At 72.2% G+C, this 15,007-nt stretch carries 13 protein-coding genes; 5 read left to right on the forward strand and 8 right to left on the reverse strand.

All coding sequences use genetic code 11. From position 1 onward, the window contains the following. Positions 1 to 18 precede the first annotated feature (18 nt). Complete coding sequence (locus ACN28A_RS07460) at positions 19 to 816, forward strand: TIGR02452 family protein (RefSeq protein ID WP_421393604.1); 798 nt, start codon at positions 19 to 21, stop codon at positions 814 to 816. 15 nt (positions 817 to 831) lie between these two features. On the opposite strand, the gene ACN28A_RS07465 is transcribed toward ACN28A_RS07460, so the two are convergent. Next, complete coding sequence (locus ACN28A_RS07465; protein ID WP_421393605.1) at positions 832 to 1,869, reverse strand: aldo/keto reductase family protein; 1,038 nt, start codon at positions 1,867 to 1,869, stop codon at positions 832 to 834. Between the two features lie 114 nt (positions 1,870 to 1,983). On the opposite strand from ACN28A_RS07465, the gene ACN28A_RS07470 reads away from it, so the two are divergent. Beyond that, on the forward strand, positions 1,984 to 3,306 hold the full coding sequence (locus tag ACN28A_RS07470; RefSeq protein ID WP_421393606.1) for a TolB family protein: 1,323 nt from the start codon (positions 1,984 to 1,986) through the stop codon (positions 3,304 to 3,306). A gap of 64 nt (positions 3,307 to 3,370) precedes the next feature. On the opposite strand, the gene ACN28A_RS07475 is transcribed toward ACN28A_RS07470, so the two are convergent. From ACN28A_RS07475 to ACN28A_RS07485, 3 genes are all read right to left on the reverse strand, one after another. Next, entirely contained in the window at positions 3,371 to 3,559 is a 189-nt protein-coding gene (locus ACN28A_RS07475; RefSeq protein ID WP_421393608.1) for a DUF397 domain-containing protein, read from the reverse strand. Continuing rightward, positions 3,550 to 4,317, reverse strand: a complete 768-nt coding sequence (locus tag ACN28A_RS07480; protein ID WP_421393609.1) for a Scr1 family TA system antitoxin-like transcriptional regulator — start codon at positions 4,315 to 4,317, stop codon at positions 3,550 to 3,552. The genes ACN28A_RS07475 and ACN28A_RS07480 overlap by 10 nt, the downstream gene beginning before the upstream one ends. 406 nt (positions 4,318 to 4,723) lie before the next feature. Then, on the reverse strand, positions 4,724 to 6,082 hold the full coding sequence (locus ACN28A_RS07485; RefSeq protein ID WP_421393610.1) for a DUF1996 domain-containing protein: 1,359 nt from the start codon (positions 6,080 to 6,082) through the stop codon (positions 4,724 to 4,726). A 415-nt stretch (positions 6,083 to 6,497) separates the two neighbouring features. Between ACN28A_RS07485 and ACN28A_RS07490 the strand changes: the two genes are divergently transcribed. Both ACN28A_RS07490 and ACN28A_RS07495 read left to right on the forward strand, forming a co-directional pair. Then, complete coding sequence (locus ACN28A_RS07490) at positions 6,498 to 8,234, forward strand: discoidin domain-containing protein (protein WP_421393612.1); 1,737 nt, start codon at positions 6,498 to 6,500, stop codon at positions 8,232 to 8,234. A 124-nt stretch (positions 8,235 to 8,358) separates the two neighbouring features. Then, the gene (locus tag ACN28A_RS07495; RefSeq protein WP_421393614.1) at positions 8,359 to 9,405 is read left to right on the forward strand and encodes a LacI family DNA-binding transcriptional regulator; all 1,047 of its coding nucleotides are present in this window, start codon (positions 8,359 to 8,361) and stop codon (positions 9,403 to 9,405) included. 74 nt (positions 9,406 to 9,479) lie between these two features. On the opposite strand, the gene ACN28A_RS07500 is transcribed toward ACN28A_RS07495, so the two are convergent. Next, entirely contained in the window at positions 9,480 to 9,848 is a 369-nt protein-coding gene (locus tag ACN28A_RS07500) for a DUF3499 domain-containing protein (protein WP_421393615.1), read from the reverse strand. A 182-nt stretch (positions 9,849 to 10,030) separates the two neighbouring features. Here ACN28A_RS07500 and ACN28A_RS07505 point away from each other — a divergent pair, with 182 nt between their 5' ends. Next, the gene (locus tag ACN28A_RS07505) at positions 10,031 to 10,480 is read left to right on the forward strand and encodes a metallopeptidase family protein (RefSeq protein WP_130462161.1); all 450 of its coding nucleotides are present in this window, start codon (positions 10,031 to 10,033) and stop codon (positions 10,478 to 10,480) included. A gap of 33 nt (positions 10,481 to 10,513) precedes the next feature. Here the strand turns inward: ACN28A_RS07505 and ACN28A_RS07510 are convergent, their stop codons facing one another. The 3 genes from ACN28A_RS07510 to ACN28A_RS07520 all read right to left on the reverse strand — a co-directional run bounded on the left by ACN28A_RS07510 (position 10,514) and on the right by ACN28A_RS07520 (position 14,969). Beyond that, entirely contained in the window at positions 10,514 to 10,771 is a 258-nt protein-coding gene (locus tag ACN28A_RS07510; protein WP_101367926.1) for a WhiB family transcriptional regulator, read from the reverse strand. A 356-nt stretch (positions 10,772 to 11,127) separates the two neighbouring features. After that, positions 11,128 to 13,644 carry a bifunctional FO biosynthesis protein CofGH gene (locus ACN28A_RS07515; protein ID WP_421393617.1) on the reverse strand — a complete coding sequence of 839 codons (2,517 nt, stop codon included), beginning with the start codon at positions 13,642 to 13,644 and terminating at the stop codon, positions 11,128 to 11,130. A gap of 167 nt (positions 13,645 to 13,811) precedes the next feature. Further along, complete coding sequence (locus ACN28A_RS07520) at positions 13,812 to 14,969, reverse strand: hypothetical protein (protein ID WP_421393618.1); 1,158 nt, start codon at positions 14,967 to 14,969, stop codon at positions 13,812 to 13,814. Positions 14,970 to 15,007: the final 38 nt, after the last annotated feature.

The following is a 15,007-nucleotide window of genomic DNA, read 5'->3' on the forward strand; positions in this document are numbered from 1 at the left end:
ATCGCGCAGGATGGCGGGGTGAGCAGGCGGCTGAGGGCGATCGCCCAGGAGACGGTGGCGGCGGCGGAGCGGGGCTCCTACCGGACCGAGCAGGGTGTCGAGGTGGCCATCGGCGACGAGGTGTCCCGGGCGGTGGCCGGGACCCGGCTGCACCTGCCCGACGAAGCCCTGCCGGCGCCGGAGCCGCTGGCCGGGCCGCCCACCGTCGAGGTGACCGACGAGTCCAGCCTGGCAGCCTGCCGCCGGCTCGACGGCGACCGGGCCTGCCTGGTCTTCGCCTCGGCCCGCAATCCGGGCGGCGGCTTCCTCAACGGTGCGCAGGCGCAGGAGGAGAGCATCGCCCGCGCCTCGGCGCTCTATCCGTGTCTCCGGGCCGCCCGGGACTTCTACCTCGCGCACCGGGCCGACCCGTACCTCGGCTACAGCGACCGGGTCGTGCACTCGCCGGCCGTACCCGTGTTCCGGGACGACCGGGGCACCCCGCTGCCGGCGCCGTACCCGGTCTCGTTCCTGACCTCGGCGGCGCCGAACCTCGCCGCGATGCGCCGCAACCAGCCCGATCGGCTGGGTGACGTCCCGGCCATCCTGCGCCGGCGGGCCGCCCGGGTGCTGGCGGTCGCCGCCGGGTACGGGCACCGCCAGCTCGTCCTCGGCGCCTGGGGCTGCGGTGTCTTCGGCAACGACCCGGCGACGGTGGCGGAGGCGTTCGCGGGGGCGCTCCGGGCCAGTCCGTGGTTCGAGCGGGTGGTCTTCGCCGTGCTGGACCGGGAGCATGGCACCCCGACGCTGGCGGCGTTCCACGAGGTCTTCGGGTGACCTCGCCGGCCCGGGTCAGCCGGCGACGGGGGCCGGGGCGGCCCACTCGGGTTTGACCGCCATCATCTGGGCGGTCTTGGTCGGGTCGGTCTCGACCAGGCCGCCGAGCGTCTCGTCGATCCGGCGCATCAGCCCGTCGTCGAGGCGCACCCCGGCCGCCGCCGCATTCTCGGTGACCTGCTCCGGCCGGGACGCCCCGATCAGCGCGGTGCTGACGGCGGGTCGCCGCAGCGTCCAGGCGATGGCGAGCTGGGCCATCGAGAGGCCGGCCTCGTCGGCGATCGGGCGCAACTGCTGGACCTGGCCGAGCAGCCGGTCACCGAGGACCCGCCGGATGAAGGTCGGCGCCCGGCCGCCACTGGCCGCCCGCGAGCCCTCCGGCGGCTCCTGGCCGGGCCGGTACTTGCCGGTCAGCACCCCCTGGGCGAGCGGCTGGAAGGCGATCTGGCCGATCCCCTCCCGCTCGCACAGCGGCACCACCTCGGGCTCGACCACCCGCCAGAGCATGTTGTACTGCGGCTGGTTGGCGACGATCCGGTGGCGCAGCCCGAGCTGGTCGGCGACGTCCAGGGCGGCCCGGATCTGCGCCGCCGTCCACTCCGAGACGCCGAGATAGAGCACCTTGCCCTGCCGGACCAGGTCGTCGAAGGCGAGCAGCGTCTCGGCCAGCGGGGTCCGCTCGTCGAAGCGGTGCGCCTGGTAGAGGTCGACGTAGTCGGTGCCGAGCCGGCGCAGCGACGCGTGGCAGGACTCGACGACGTGCTTGCGGGACAGCCCCCGGTCGTTGGGGCCGTCGCCGACCGGCAGGCAGACCTTCGTGGCGATCTCCACCGACTCCCGGCGTACTCCGCGCAGCGCCTCGCCGAGCAGTTCCTCGGCGGCGCCCCGGGCGTAGACGTCGGCGGTGTCAAAGGTGGTGATCCCGGCCTCCAGCGCGGCCCGTACGCAGCTCAGCGCCGCCTCCCTCGCCACCAGCTCCCCGTGGGTGAGCCAGTTCCCGTAGGTGATCTCGCTGACCAGCAGGCCGCTGCGGCCAAGGTGACGATGTTCCATGGCCGACCAGCCTAACGTCGGGCACCACCGGGAAAGATCCAGAGATATCTCAGGGTTGTCGGGCTGTGACACTCTGGAGCGCCCGCGCTGGCGCGGTGACTTCCAGGAGGTCCGGTGAAGAGCAGGCGTACGATCCTCGTCCTTGCGGTTGTCCTCGGTACGGCGGTGGCCACGGTGGGCGCCGGGTCACCGGCCAGCGCACAGAACGGGAAATTGACCACGGTCAGCGTGTCGTACACCGGCGGGCAGGCAAACGACTTCACCGACGCCCCCGCGTTCAGCGGAAACGGGCGCTACGTCGCCTTCTGGGGCGCCGCTTCGAACCTCGTTCCCGGCGACACCAACGGCGAACCGGACGTGTTCGTCCGGGACCGGCGCACCGACACCACGACCCGGGTCAGCCTGACGAACAGCGGTGGCCAGCCGAACGGCGCCAGTTCGCGGCCCGCCATCAGCCAGGACGGGCGCTACGTCGGCTTCCTGTCCGCCGCGTCGAACCTGGTCCCCGGGGACACCAACGGGGTAGAGGACGTCTTCGTCCGGGACCGGTCCGCCGGCACCACCACCCGGGTCAGCGTCGCCAGCACCGCGGCGCAGGCGAACGGCGCGAGCAGGAACGTGGCGATCAGCGCCAACGGCCGGTACGTCGCCTTCGACTCGGACGCCGCCAACCTGGTACCCGGCGACACCAACGACAACCAGGACGTCTTCCTGCACGACCTGCGGTCCGGTCGGACCACCCGGGTCAGTGTCTCGACGACCGGCGTCCAGTCGACCGGTGGCTCCCTGGCCGCGAGGATCAGCGCGGACGGCCGTGTCGTCGCGTTCTGGTCGACCGGCAGCGACCTGGTGCCGGACGACACCAACAACGGTGCTGACGTCTTCGTCCGCGACCTGCGTACCGGCGTCACCAGCCGGGTGAGCCTGACCGACGGTGGCACCCAGCCGGGAGGGGAGATCGTCGGCAGCTTCTCGCCCTCGCTGAGTGCGGACGGCCGCTACGTCGCCTTCGTGTCCAGGGGACGGGATCTCGTGCCCGGGGACACGAACTTCGTCGAGGACGTCTTCGTCCGGGACCGGGTGGCCGGCACGACGCAGCGGATCAGCGTCTCCAGCCAGGGCAATCAGTCGGACGGCTCGAGCTACCAGCCGGTGCTCAGCGCCGACGGCCGGTACGTCGCGTTCGGCTCGGGCGGCTCCAACCTGGTGCCCGGAGACAGCAACGGCGACCAGGACGTCTTCGTCCGGGACCGCTTCGCCGGGAGCACGACCCTGGTCAGTGTCTCCAGCACGGGCGTGCAGGCCAACAACAGTTGTGTCGAGGTCGCGATGAGCCCGGACGGCCGCTTCGTCGGCTTCGGCTCGTACGCGTGGTCGCTGGTCCCGAACGACGTCAACGAGTCGACGGACGTGTTCGTGAGCCGCTGGGCCCGTTAGCGGCCAGGGCGACCAGCGCGGCAACGACTCCGCCCCACGCGGCCTTCTCTTCGGGGTACGCCGGTCAGCCGCGCCTGGCCAACCCCACGAACGCCCGCCACGCGTCCGGGCCGAAGCTCAGTGTGCCGCCGGCACGGTCCTTGCTGTCCCGCACGAACACCCGGCCGGGCAGGTTGTCCGCCACCTCCACACAGTCGCCGCCGTTGTTGCTGCTCCGGGTGGCGGTCCGCCACCGGGCGCCGGTCATCTCCATGTCTTCGCCACTTCTCTGATCAGGTCGATCGACGGTCGGCGGGGCAGCGCCTCACCGGTCAGGCTGTCCCACCTCTGTCCGAGGCTAGCAATGTCGGATCGATCGGTGAGGATCTGCCCGCGCAGCTGGTTGTCCAGATAGGCCAGCTCGGTCCCGTTGTCCAGCCGGGCCAGCACGAACGGGCCGGCCAGCCCGGTGTGCCAGGGCACCTCCGCCGGGATCACCCGCACCTGCACGTGTGGCTTCTCCGCCACCGCCGCCAGGTGCTCCAACTGCTCCCGCATCACCGCCGGGTCGCCGAGCAGCCGGCGCAGCACCACCTCGTCGAGCACGGCGACGAGTTGCGGCGGGCTGTCGCCGGTCAGGATCTCCTGCCGCCGGAGCCGGCTGGCCACGAGCTGCTCCACCTGCTCCGGCGGGAGCAGCCCGCCGACCCGCAGCATCGCCCGCGCGTACCCCTCGGTCTGGAGCAGCCCCGGCACGATCAGCGGCTGATACGACCGCAGCGCGATGGCCTCCCGCTCGGCCTCGGCCCACGGCCGGAACCACGGCATGTCCCGTCTCCGGTAGGGGTCGGGCCAGAGTTCGGCGGCTTCCCGTTTGAGGACCGCCGCGACCGCCACCCTGGTCTTGGGGTGCGGGATGCGGCCGGGCGATAGCCAGCGCCCGGCGGTCTTGGGGTCCACGCCCACCTGTTCGGCCAGGGACTCGGCGGTCTCCCCCGCCGTCGCCATCGCCAGCCGTAGCACCTCGTTCATCGCCGCGCCGCCTTTCCGAGGAGGTCGGAATCGTCCGAGCCAACATATCGACGACGTGCGTCTATGTCCGCCCCGACACGGCCTTGCGGGCGCCAAAGGCTCCGAACTGCTCGAATGTGGAACACAGGCGCCGCATCACCTCGACGGATCGGGACATCATCTCCGCAATCGTGGCGGTCCCACAGACGTCCACGAAGTGTCCGAACGTCCGGCGGCGAGGGCGGCCGGCGGGTATATACCCGGACGAGCGTGATACCGCCACGTCATCAAGATGACGTGGCGGTATCACGACGAAACGAATGTGCCCCGCCCCCCGGAACCGCCCGCGCGGGGCAGGTGTTCCGCGCCCTCGGGCCGAGCTGTCGCGAAGCACACGACCCTGTTCGGACCGACGTCACGGATGGCTTCAGAAGTCGCCGTCCGTGTTGCACTTGGCCCGCTGCACCAGGCAGTTCTTCACCCGCTCACCGAGCGCCCGGTTGTCCCAGGCGAAGAACGCGTCGCCGTGCATGGAGGAGGCCAGCCCGGACGCGAGCCGGAAGCCGGCCGCGGACCCGCTGGTCGGATAGGCGATGAGGAACGAGAGGTTGGGGATGGCCACCGGGTGTTCGCCCCGGCAGGTGCCGTCGTAGCTGTACGCGACGTGCGCCTTGTGCGTCGGGCTGTCCAGGTGCTCGCCGTCCCAGCAGTCCTGGAACACCAGGTGGAACATGAGGGTCGCGGTGGGCGCGCAGACCGGCCAGTTGCCGTCCGCGCTGCGCCCGATCTCGCCGCCGGGCCCGGCGCAGTAGAACGCGTTCACCGAACCCGCCGGGGTGGGCGCCTGGAGCCGGGCGTCGCCGGCGATCATCCGGAGGCCCTGCGGGAACGGTACGGTCGGCGCCGGGTCCGTCAGCCGGGAGCCGTAGTAGACCACCACGTCCTTCGGCTCGATCGCACGGTCGTTCTGGTAAAGGGTGGGGATCCAGTACGCGGACAGGTCAGGTGCCGGCCGGCAACTGGTTCCGGCGTTGGCCAGCAGCGTGCCCGTGGTGGTCTGCGCGTCGGTGCTGCGGTTGCCGAGGAAGCTGTGCATGTGCGACGCGCCCGGCAGGCCCGGGAAGATGATCGGGTCGTCCGGACGGGAGTGGCTGTAGGCGCAGGTGGCGTTGAACTCCGGCACCCGCACGGCGTCGGCCGGCACGGGCCGCGGTGCCAGGGCACGGAACTCGGCCAGTTGTGCGTTCCACGCGGCCTGATCGACGGGCACCCAACCCACCTCGCTGGCGGGCGGCGCGCCGTCGCCGAACGAGAACCAGTTGATGTTGACGAAGTCGCCGCCGGTGGTGTTGCGCAGCACCGCGAACACCGTCTGCCTGCCGGTCGGATGGGTCGCTGCGGTGCTGGTCAGTGTGGTCCAGGACTGCCAGCCGCCACTGGCCGTGATGGTGAACTGGGCGAGCAGGGGTCCTGCCGTCGAGCCGGTGCGCAGTTCCACCCGGCCGGTGCCGACAGCGGAGGCGACCCGCGCCGACACGGTCAGGGCACCGGCTCCGCCCAGATCGACGCCGTCGTACCGCATCCAGTCGCCCTCGGCGAGGTAGGAGACGTTCTGCCCACCGCCGACGTCGGCGGTGGACTCGATGCCGGCGCCGGACTGCGCGGCGTAGGACTCCGCCTGAACGGTGACGGTGGCGGCCTCGGCGGAGCCGGCTGTCACGACGACGCCGGTGGCGGCGGTGAGTACGGCGGCGAGCAGGATTCGGATGCGGGGGGACGGATGCACGGGATCCTCCGGCGGTGGGGGACGGGGCCCACGGAGTATCGGCGTTCGGGAAGCGCTTGCTCAACGTCCACGCTGGTCGACGCGCGCCATGTGCGGAAAGGTGCGCGGATTCCGGGGAAGCGCTTCCTGAGGTGCCCGCCCCGATGCCCGGCGGCCGGGGCCGCTCCGAGACCTAAGATCCAGGTTTCGGGCCCGGCGGTGTCAACCCCTTAACATGCGGTTCACCTGCGAGAGCCGTGGCTGCCCGGTGGCGGAACCACTGAGGAAGCGCTCCCCAGGTACGCGACCAGGCATTGACAGCCGTAGGTCGGGGGTCCAGAGTGAGCATGCCGAAAGAGCGCTCTCTCACGCCCCGTAACAGCGCTGACACATCCCCGTCCCCCGCTTCGCCCATCCCCCAAGGAGGAGCCGTCCGATGACATCCTCTGTGTTCCGACGAGGCCGGCTGCGCATGGCCGTCCTCGGCGCCGGGCTGGCCGGCCTGCTCGGCACCTATCTCGTCGTCAGCACCACCGCCGCCAGCGCCGCCGAGGTGGTGGTCTCGCAGGGCAAGCCGGCCACCGCCTCGTCCACCGAGGTACCCGGCGCCTACCTGCCGTCCGAGGCGGTGGACGGCAACGCCGGCACGCGCTGGGCCAGCGCACACTCCGCCTCCCACTGGTTCCAGGTCGACCTGGGCACGGCCACCTCGGTGAGCCGGATCGCGATCAACTGGGAGGCCGCGTACGCCCGCGCCTTCACCATCCAGTTCTCCGCCAACGGCACCACCTACACCCAGGCGTACGCGACCACGACCGGCACCGGCGGCCAGCAGAGCATCCCGGTCACCGGCACCGCCCGGTACGTCCGGATCAACCTGACCCAGCGGGCGCTGGAGATCTACGGTTACTCGTTCTGGGAGTTCCAGGTCTTCTCCGGCGGCGGCACGCCGCCGCCCACCGACCCGCCACCGACCAACCCGCCACCTACCGGGGGCACCCGGCTGCTCTCCTACAACAAGCCGGCCCAGGCCTCGTCCTGGCAGAACGACGTCAACTGCAACCCGTGCAGCCCGGACAAGGCGTTCGACCACGACCCGGCCAGCCGCTGGGCGACCAGCTCGACCACCGGCTGGGTGGATCCGGGCTGGATCTCGGTGGACCTGGGCGCCACGGCGCAGATCAGTCAGGTGGTGTTGCAGTGGGACCCGGCGTACGCGACCGCGTACCAGATCCAGGTCTCCGGCGACGGCAGCAACTGGACGTCGATCTTCTCCACCACCACCGGCAACGGTCTCAAGGACGTCATCAACGCCACCGGCACCGGGCGCCACGTCCGGCTGTACGGCACCGCCCGGGGCGGCCCGTACGGCTACTCGCTCTGGGAGTTCAGCGTCTACGGCACCGGCGGCGCCCCGGTGGCCCCACCGGCCGAACCCGCCGACCCGACGTTCCCGGCCACCCGGCTGGTCTTCGAGGACAACTTCAACGGTCCGGCGGGCAGCAAGCCGGACGCCGCGAAGTGGACCATGGACCCGGGTGTGCCGCAGAACAACGAGGTCCAGTACTACACGCCGAACAGCGAGAACGCGTCGATGAACGGCCAGGGCAGCCTGGTGGTCGAGGCTCGGCGGCAGGACTACCAGGGTCGGCAGTACACCTCGCACCGGATGAACACCAGCAACAAGTTCCACGTGCAGTACGGCCGGATCGAGGCCCGGGTGAAGGTGCCGAAGGGCAACGGCCTGTGGCCGGCGTTCTGGATGATGGGCGAGGACTTCCTCACCGGGCGGCCGTGGCCGTACAACGGCGAGATCGACATCATGGAGGTGCTCGGCCGCAACACCAGCGAGGCCTACTCCACGTTGCACGCACCCGCCTACAACGGCGGCGGCGGGTACGGCCAGAAGTACGCCACCGTGGACCTTTCGCAGGACTTCCACGTCTGGGCCGCCGAGTGGGACAGCAAGGGCATCCGGTTCTTCCTGGACGGCCGGCAGGTCTTCGACGCCAGCAAGGAGACCGTGGAGAACACCCGCGGCCCGTGGATCTTCGACCACAGGTTCTACCTGATCCTCAACCTGGCCGTCGGCGGTGACTTCCCCGGTCCCATCGACGCCACCACGCCGTTCCCGTCGCAGATGCTCGTCGACTACGTCCGCGTCTACCAGTGACCTGACCGCAGGCTCGGCAGCAGTGCCGGGGCGGGGTCCACCCCCGCCCCGGCCTCCTCCCGCCCCCGGGCAGCGGGGGGAAGCGCTCTCCGGCCCTTCGACCCGGTGCTATATAACGGACGCCATGACGACACGGCCCGCGCGCGGCGGGCGGAACCCGACGATGGACCAGGTCGCCGAGGCGGCCGGCGTGTCGCGGGCGACCGTGTCCCGCGTGATCAACGGCGCACCGACCGTGGACATGAAGATCCGCGAGATGGTGCAGCGCGCGATCGCCGAGACCGGGTACGTACCGAACCTGGCTGCCCGTACCCTCGTCACCCGCCGCACCAACTCGGTGGCCCTGGTCATCTCCGAGCCCGACCGCCCGGACGATTCGTCGTTCCTCAACCGCGTCTTCACCGACCCCTACTTCGGCCGGATCACCGCCGGGGCGACCGGCGCGCTACGGCTGCACGACATCCACCTGGTGATCATTCCGACCGATTCGGGCGACCACCACCACGTGATCCGCTACCTGCGCCAGGGTCACGTGGACGGCGTCCTGCTGATCAGCAGCCACGAGCGGGACCCGCTGCCCCGGCAGGTCCACGACCTGGGCATCCCGGCGGTGCTGTCGGCACGTCCGGCGCAGCCCATCCCGATCAGCCATGCCGACGTGGACCAGCGACTCGGCGCTAGGCTGGCCGCCGAGCACCTGCTCGGCCGGGGCTGCCGGCGGCTTGCCACGATCAGCGGGCCGCTGGACATCCCTGCCGGGCTGGACCGGCTGGACGGCTTCCGGTCGTACCTGGCCGATCGCGGCTTCGCCGACGTGCCCTCGGTGGAGGGTGACTTCACCCGGGCCGGCGGCGAGGAGTGCGCACACCGGCTGCTGGCGCGGCACCCCGACGTGGACGGCCTCTTCGTGGCCAGCGACCTGATGTCCGAGGGCGCGCTGCGTGCGGTGCAGGACCTGGGCCGCCGGGTGCCGGACGATGTCGCCGTGGTCGGTTTCGACGACAGCAGCGCCGCCCTGGACTGCCGGCCGCTGCTGACCACCGTCCGGCAGCCGCTCGAAGAGATGGCCGCCGAGATGGCCGAGTTGCTGGTGGCCGACATCGCGTCGCCCGGCCGCCTGCCCCGCTCGGTCACGTTCCAGCCGACCCTGGTGGTACGCGATTCAGCCTGACCCGGATCGCCGCCCGCTACCGCGGCTTCAGCGCGTTCGCGTGGTCGCCGGTCCCGGGCGAGGCCGAGTCAGCCTCAGTGGCTGGGTGGGATGACCCTGAGGTGGCCGCGGCGGCCGGTCTGCTGACCGGGGTGCTGCTCCGCCTCGATCTCGTCCGGGCGCGGCGGCGCCGGCCGGGCGGCCTCGCGGACCGCCTCGGCGAGCGCCACCAGGTCGTCGGTGGTCGGCGGCGGCGGCTCGAACTCACCCTCGTGCCGGACCACGTCCCAGCCCCGGGGGGCGGTCAGGCTCCGGGCGTGCGGTTCGCAGAGGTCGTAGGTGTGCGGCTCGGCGAAGGCGGCCAGCGGGCCCACCACGGCTGTCGACTCGTTGTAGACATAGGTCAGCGTGGCTACGGCCTGTCGGGGGCAGCCGTTGCGGGAGCAACGCCGTGGTGACCTCACGGCGGCACGGTATCTCCATTACCGGCTCCGCCACCACGCTTGGGCTTGCGACACGCCGACAGTGGTGATCACATTCCGGGCAGCCCGCTCCGACACGGCCGAATCCCCGAGCCGATCTTGATCGGAGCAGGTCTACCCTGTCGTCGTGGGCCGTCGTCCACGACTAGCGAAGCGGGGTGCAGATGACCAGTCCGGAGAACCGCCGGCCGGGTTCCGGGCGCCGGTCACGGCGGGACCGGCACGGGCGCGGGCTGCGCGGCCGGCTCGTACCGGCCACCGTCCCGCTGGCCAGGACGAAATCGGAGATCTTCGACGACCTGGTGCTGGACACCGTGGAAACCCTGGAGCGGCGGTTCGCCAAGGAACTGGCCGGGGTCGAGTTCGCGGTCGAGGACGTGCCGCCGGACCTGAACGTCTACGACTCGGACGTACTCGAGGACGGCGAGGTGCCGCTGGCCCGGCTGCTGCCCGGGCGCCCGGGGCGGCAGGAGGTGCCACCCCGGATCGTGCTCTACCGTCGCCCCCTGGAGTTCCGCGCGATAGACCGCGAGGACCTCGCCGACCTGGTGCACGATGTGATCATCGAGCAGGTCGCGAACCTGCTCGGCGTCGACCCTGACGAGCTGGCCTGACCCGGGTGGCCCCCACCACCCGGGCGCGGCCGCTCAGGCGACGCGACGCTTCAACTTGCGCCGTTCGCGTTCGGACAACCCGCCCCAGATCCCGAACCGTTCGTCGTGCCCGAGTGCGTATTCCAGACACTCGGCCTTGACCTCGCACCGGGAGCAGATCCGCTTCGCCTCGCGGGTCGAGCCGCCCTTCTCGGGAAAGAACGCTTCCGGATCGGTCTGCGAGCAGAGCGCCCGCTCTTGCCACTCCGGAGCGTTTCCGAGCAGGTCGGCCACCTCGAGTCGGCCGTCCATCCAGTTGCCTCCTTATCGCGCACCGGCGCGGCAGCCGGCGCAACCCCCCACGCGGAAGGCGTGTTTGTCCGCCCGGTAGCGATTTGATGCGCTCCGTACGAACGACCCCACTGAAATTACACGTGTGTCATACGTGCGTCGTCAAGCCGAACCTGCTAAATGGAGTCACCCCTACCGCGTGCCCGGACGACTGTGGAGTCATCGGGTCTCGCAACACCTGCCCTATCGATTCAGACCCGGTGCGGGTAACGCCCGCACGGCGAGTTGCGTCGGATATCCGGCGTGGCGCGGCCGGCGCGCCCTGGCGCGGCCTGACCGAAACCTTCCGGAGCTGTCCGGCAGGTGGGACGGCGAGGTCAGCCGGCGTACCCGTAGACGGTCGTCCGGGGCCGGGCCCGCCGGCCGGCGGCGGCGGCGATCCGTTCGAGCTGGGCGACGGTACGCGCCGAGCCGTGGTCCGAGCCCGCCATCCGGGAGATCGTCTCTTCCATCAGCGTGCCGCCGAGATCGTTGCAGCCGCCGCGCAGCAGCTCGGCCGCACCGGAGTCGCCGAGCTTCACCCAGGAACACTGGATGTTGGCGATCCGGCCGTGCAGCAGCAGCCGGGCCATCGCGTGCACGACCCGGTTCTCCCGCCAGGTGGGACCCGGCCGGGCGATGCCGGCGAGATAGATCGGCGCGTTGGTGTGCACGAACGGCAGCGCGACGAACTCGGTGAAGCCGCCGGTCCGGTCCTGCAGCCCCGCCAGTACCCGGAAGTGCCCGAGCCACTGCCGCTCATGGTCGACGTGGCCGTACATCATCGTGGAGCTGGACCGGATGCCCAGCTCGTGCGCGGTGCCGACCACCTCGACCCAGGTGGCGGCCGGCAGTTTGCCCTTGGTGAGCACCCAGCGCACCTCGTCGTCGAGGATCTCGGCGGCGGTGCCCGGGATCGTGTCCAGCCCCGCGTCCCGCAGCTCGGTCAGCCACTCCCGGACCGGCACCCCGGCCTTGGCCGCCCCGGTGACGATCTCCATCGGCGAGTACGCGTGCACGTGCAACCCCGGCACCCGGGCCTTGACCGCCCGCACCAGGTCCGCGTACGCGGTCACCGGCAGCTTCGGGTCGATCCCGCCCTGCATGCAGACCTCGGTGGCGCCGGCCGCCCACGCCTGCTCGGCCCGGTCGGCGACCTGCTCCACCGAGAGCCGGTACGCGTCGGCGTCCCGCTCCCGCTGCGCGAACGCGCAGAACCGGCAACCCACGTAGCAGACGTTCGAAAAGTTGATGTTGCGGTTGACCACGTACGTCACGTCGTCGCCGACGGTGTCCCGGCGGACGTCGTCGGCGATCCGGCACAGCTCGTCCAGGGCCGTCCCGTCGGCGGCGAAGAGCGCCAGTGCCGCCGCCTCGTGCCGGGGCTCCAGCAGCGCGGCCGGGTCGTCGGCGGCCAGCCGCAGCCCGGCCCGCAGCTCAGCCCGCGGTTCGGCGTCGGACGCCGGGGCGGCGCTGCTCACCTGCGCGCCGACCTCGGCCCAGTCGCCGTAGACCGAGTCGAAGTCGCCCCGCCGGTCGGCGCTGCGGCCGGCGGTGTCGATGGTGGCGTGCAGGTCGGTACGCCCACCCGGCACGAACGCGTCGTCCGGCTCCTGCCACAGCCGGCCGACCGGCCGGGCCGACTCGACCGCCAGCCCGGTAACCGGGTCGGCGAGCGCCCCGACGTGCCCGGCGAGCCGCGGATCGAGCCACGGGTCGCCCCGCCGGACGTACTCCGGATAGACCGTCAGCCGTTCCCGCAGGGTGAACCCGGCGGCGGCGGTACGCGCGGCCAGCTCGTCCAGCTGCGGCCACGGGCGCTCCGGGTTGACGTGGTCCGGCGTCACCGGCGAAACCCCGCCCCAGTCGTCGATGCCGGCCCGCAGCAGCAGGTCGTACTCCCCCTCGATCAGGTTCGGCGGGGCCTGGATCCGGGCGCCCGGCCCGAGCAGGATCCGGGCCACCGCCACCGTGGCGGCCAGCTCGTGCAGCTCCGCGTCGGGCATCCCGCGCATCGCGGTGTCCGGCTTGGCCCGGAAGTTCTGCACGATGACTTCCTGGACGTGCCCGTACTCCCGGGCGCTGCGCCGGATGGCGAAGATCGCGTCGACCCGCTCGGCCGGCGTCTCGCCGATCCCGATCAGGATGCCTGTGGTGAACGGCACGCCGACCCGCCCGGCGTCGGCGAGCACCCGCAGCCGGACCGCCGGCTCCTTGTCCGGCGAGCCGTGGTGCGGGCCACCGGGCTCCGACCAGAGCCGGGTGGCGGTGGTCTCCAGCATCATCCCCATGCTCGGCGCCACCGGCTTGAGCCGTTGCAGCTCGGCCCAGGAGAGCACGCCGGGGTTGAGGTGCGGCAGCAGCCCGGTCTCCTCGAGTACGGCGACGGCACAGGCCCGCAGGTAGTCCAGGGTCGAGTCGAAGCCGCGCTCGGTAAGCCACTGTCGGGCCTGCGGCCAGCGCTCCTCCGGCCGGTCGCCGAGGGTGAAGAGCGCCTCCTTGCAGCCCTGCGCGGCGCCGGCCGCCGCGATCGCCAGCACCTCGTCCCGTTCCAGGAAGGCGGCCGGTAGCCGGTGCGGCACGGTGGCGAAGGTGCAGTAGTGGCAGCGGTCCCGGCAGAGCCGGGTCAGCGGGACGAAGACCTTCTTGGAGAAGGTGACCACGCCGGGCCGGCCGGCGTCGGCCAGCCCGGCGTCCCGGATCCGGCCGGCGACGGCCAGCAGTTCGTCGAGGAACCCACCCCGGGCGGCGAGCAGCGCGGTCGCCTCGTCCGGGTCGAGGGGCCGCCCGTCGGTCGCCCGGCGCAGCGCCCGGCGCAGACTCGCAACGGTAGGTTGATCAGTCCCATCAGCCACTCGTGCAGCCTAGGCGCACCGCCGGCCGGACCGCGCCCGGCGGTCCCGCAGCCGGTGCTGCCACGCCCGGTGGCGGCACGCCCGGTGGTCCTGCGGTGCTCCACGTCCGGTGCTGCCGCGCCCGGCGGTCCCGCAGCCGGTGCTGACGGACTCGCCGGGCGGCCGGCTCAGCGTGGCTGGGTCGGGTCGTCGTCCCGGTCCGCCGGGGGTGGCTGGGCGCCGGCCGACGGCTGCTGGCTGGCCGGGTTGATCCGCTGGGTGGGCTCGACCGGCGCCGGCCGCTGCGGGATCACCTGGGTCCGCCCCTCCTCCTCGTCCTCCGGCTCCGGCTTCGCCGACGGGCCGGCGCCGACGGACGGCGCCGGCCCGACCGAGGCGACCGGGCCGACGGACGGTGCGGACGCCTCGGGCGCGCGCGGTGCCGGCGGCGCGGAGGAGGGAGATGTGGGGGCGGGAGGCGCGGAGGCGGGTGCCGGTGGCGCGGACGACGGCGGAGCCGAGACGGGCGGGGCGGACGCGGGGGGCGCGGACGCAGGGGGCCCGGACGCGGGCGGGGCCGAGGACGGCACCGGCTGGCCGTATCCGGGCTGGCCGTAGCCGGCGGGCGGGGCGTAGTCGCTCGGCTGGCCGTAGACCGTCGGCTGGCCGTAGCCGTGCGGCCCGGCCTGACCGGCCGGCGGATAGCCCTGGTACGGAACACCGGGCTGGCCGTGCGGCGCCGGCTGGCCGTAGGTGCCGGGCTGGCCGTAGGTGCCCGGCTGACCGTAGGTGCCCGGCTGGGGCTGGCCGTAGGTGCCCGGCTGGGGCTGGCCGTAGAGGCCGGGCTGCGGCTTCGGCTTCGGCACGTGGAAGAGCGTCCGCCACACCCGCAGCACCACGAAGGCCGCCACCAGGAGGACCAGGTACGCCCCGACGAAGACCAGCGTCCGGGTGAACGCCTGCCGGAACTGCGTCTCGGCCAGCAGCCCGAAGATCGCGGCGAGCAGGGTGATCCCGCCGAGCAGCACCGAGACGGCGTACTCGACGAGCGCCACCAGGGTGATCACCCGGGCCTGCCCGACGACCGGCTGGATGTGCGTGGCGAGCAGTACCGCCAGCACCGGCAGCGCCACCTGCTCCAGGCCGACGAAGGCGTAGAAGTAGGTGAGCGACCGGTCGCCGAAGTCGGAGTTCTCCCAGCCGCCGAAGAAGAGCTCGATCAGCCCGCTGAACAGGAAGAGGGCGTTCGCCCCGACGAGCACCAGCGCGATCAGCTCGCGCAGCGGCTTGGTTGTCGAACTGGCCTGCGGCGCCTCGCTCGGCGCGGGCCCGGGCTGGCTGGTCAAGGCTTCCCCCTGGTGGCGGTTACGGACTCCTGCGTCGC

Origin of the sequence: Plantactinospora sp. WMMB782 (assembly GCF_049179135.1) — a bacterium.
Lineage (GTDB): Bacteria > Actinomycetota > Actinomycetes > Mycobacteriales > Micromonosporaceae > Plantactinospora.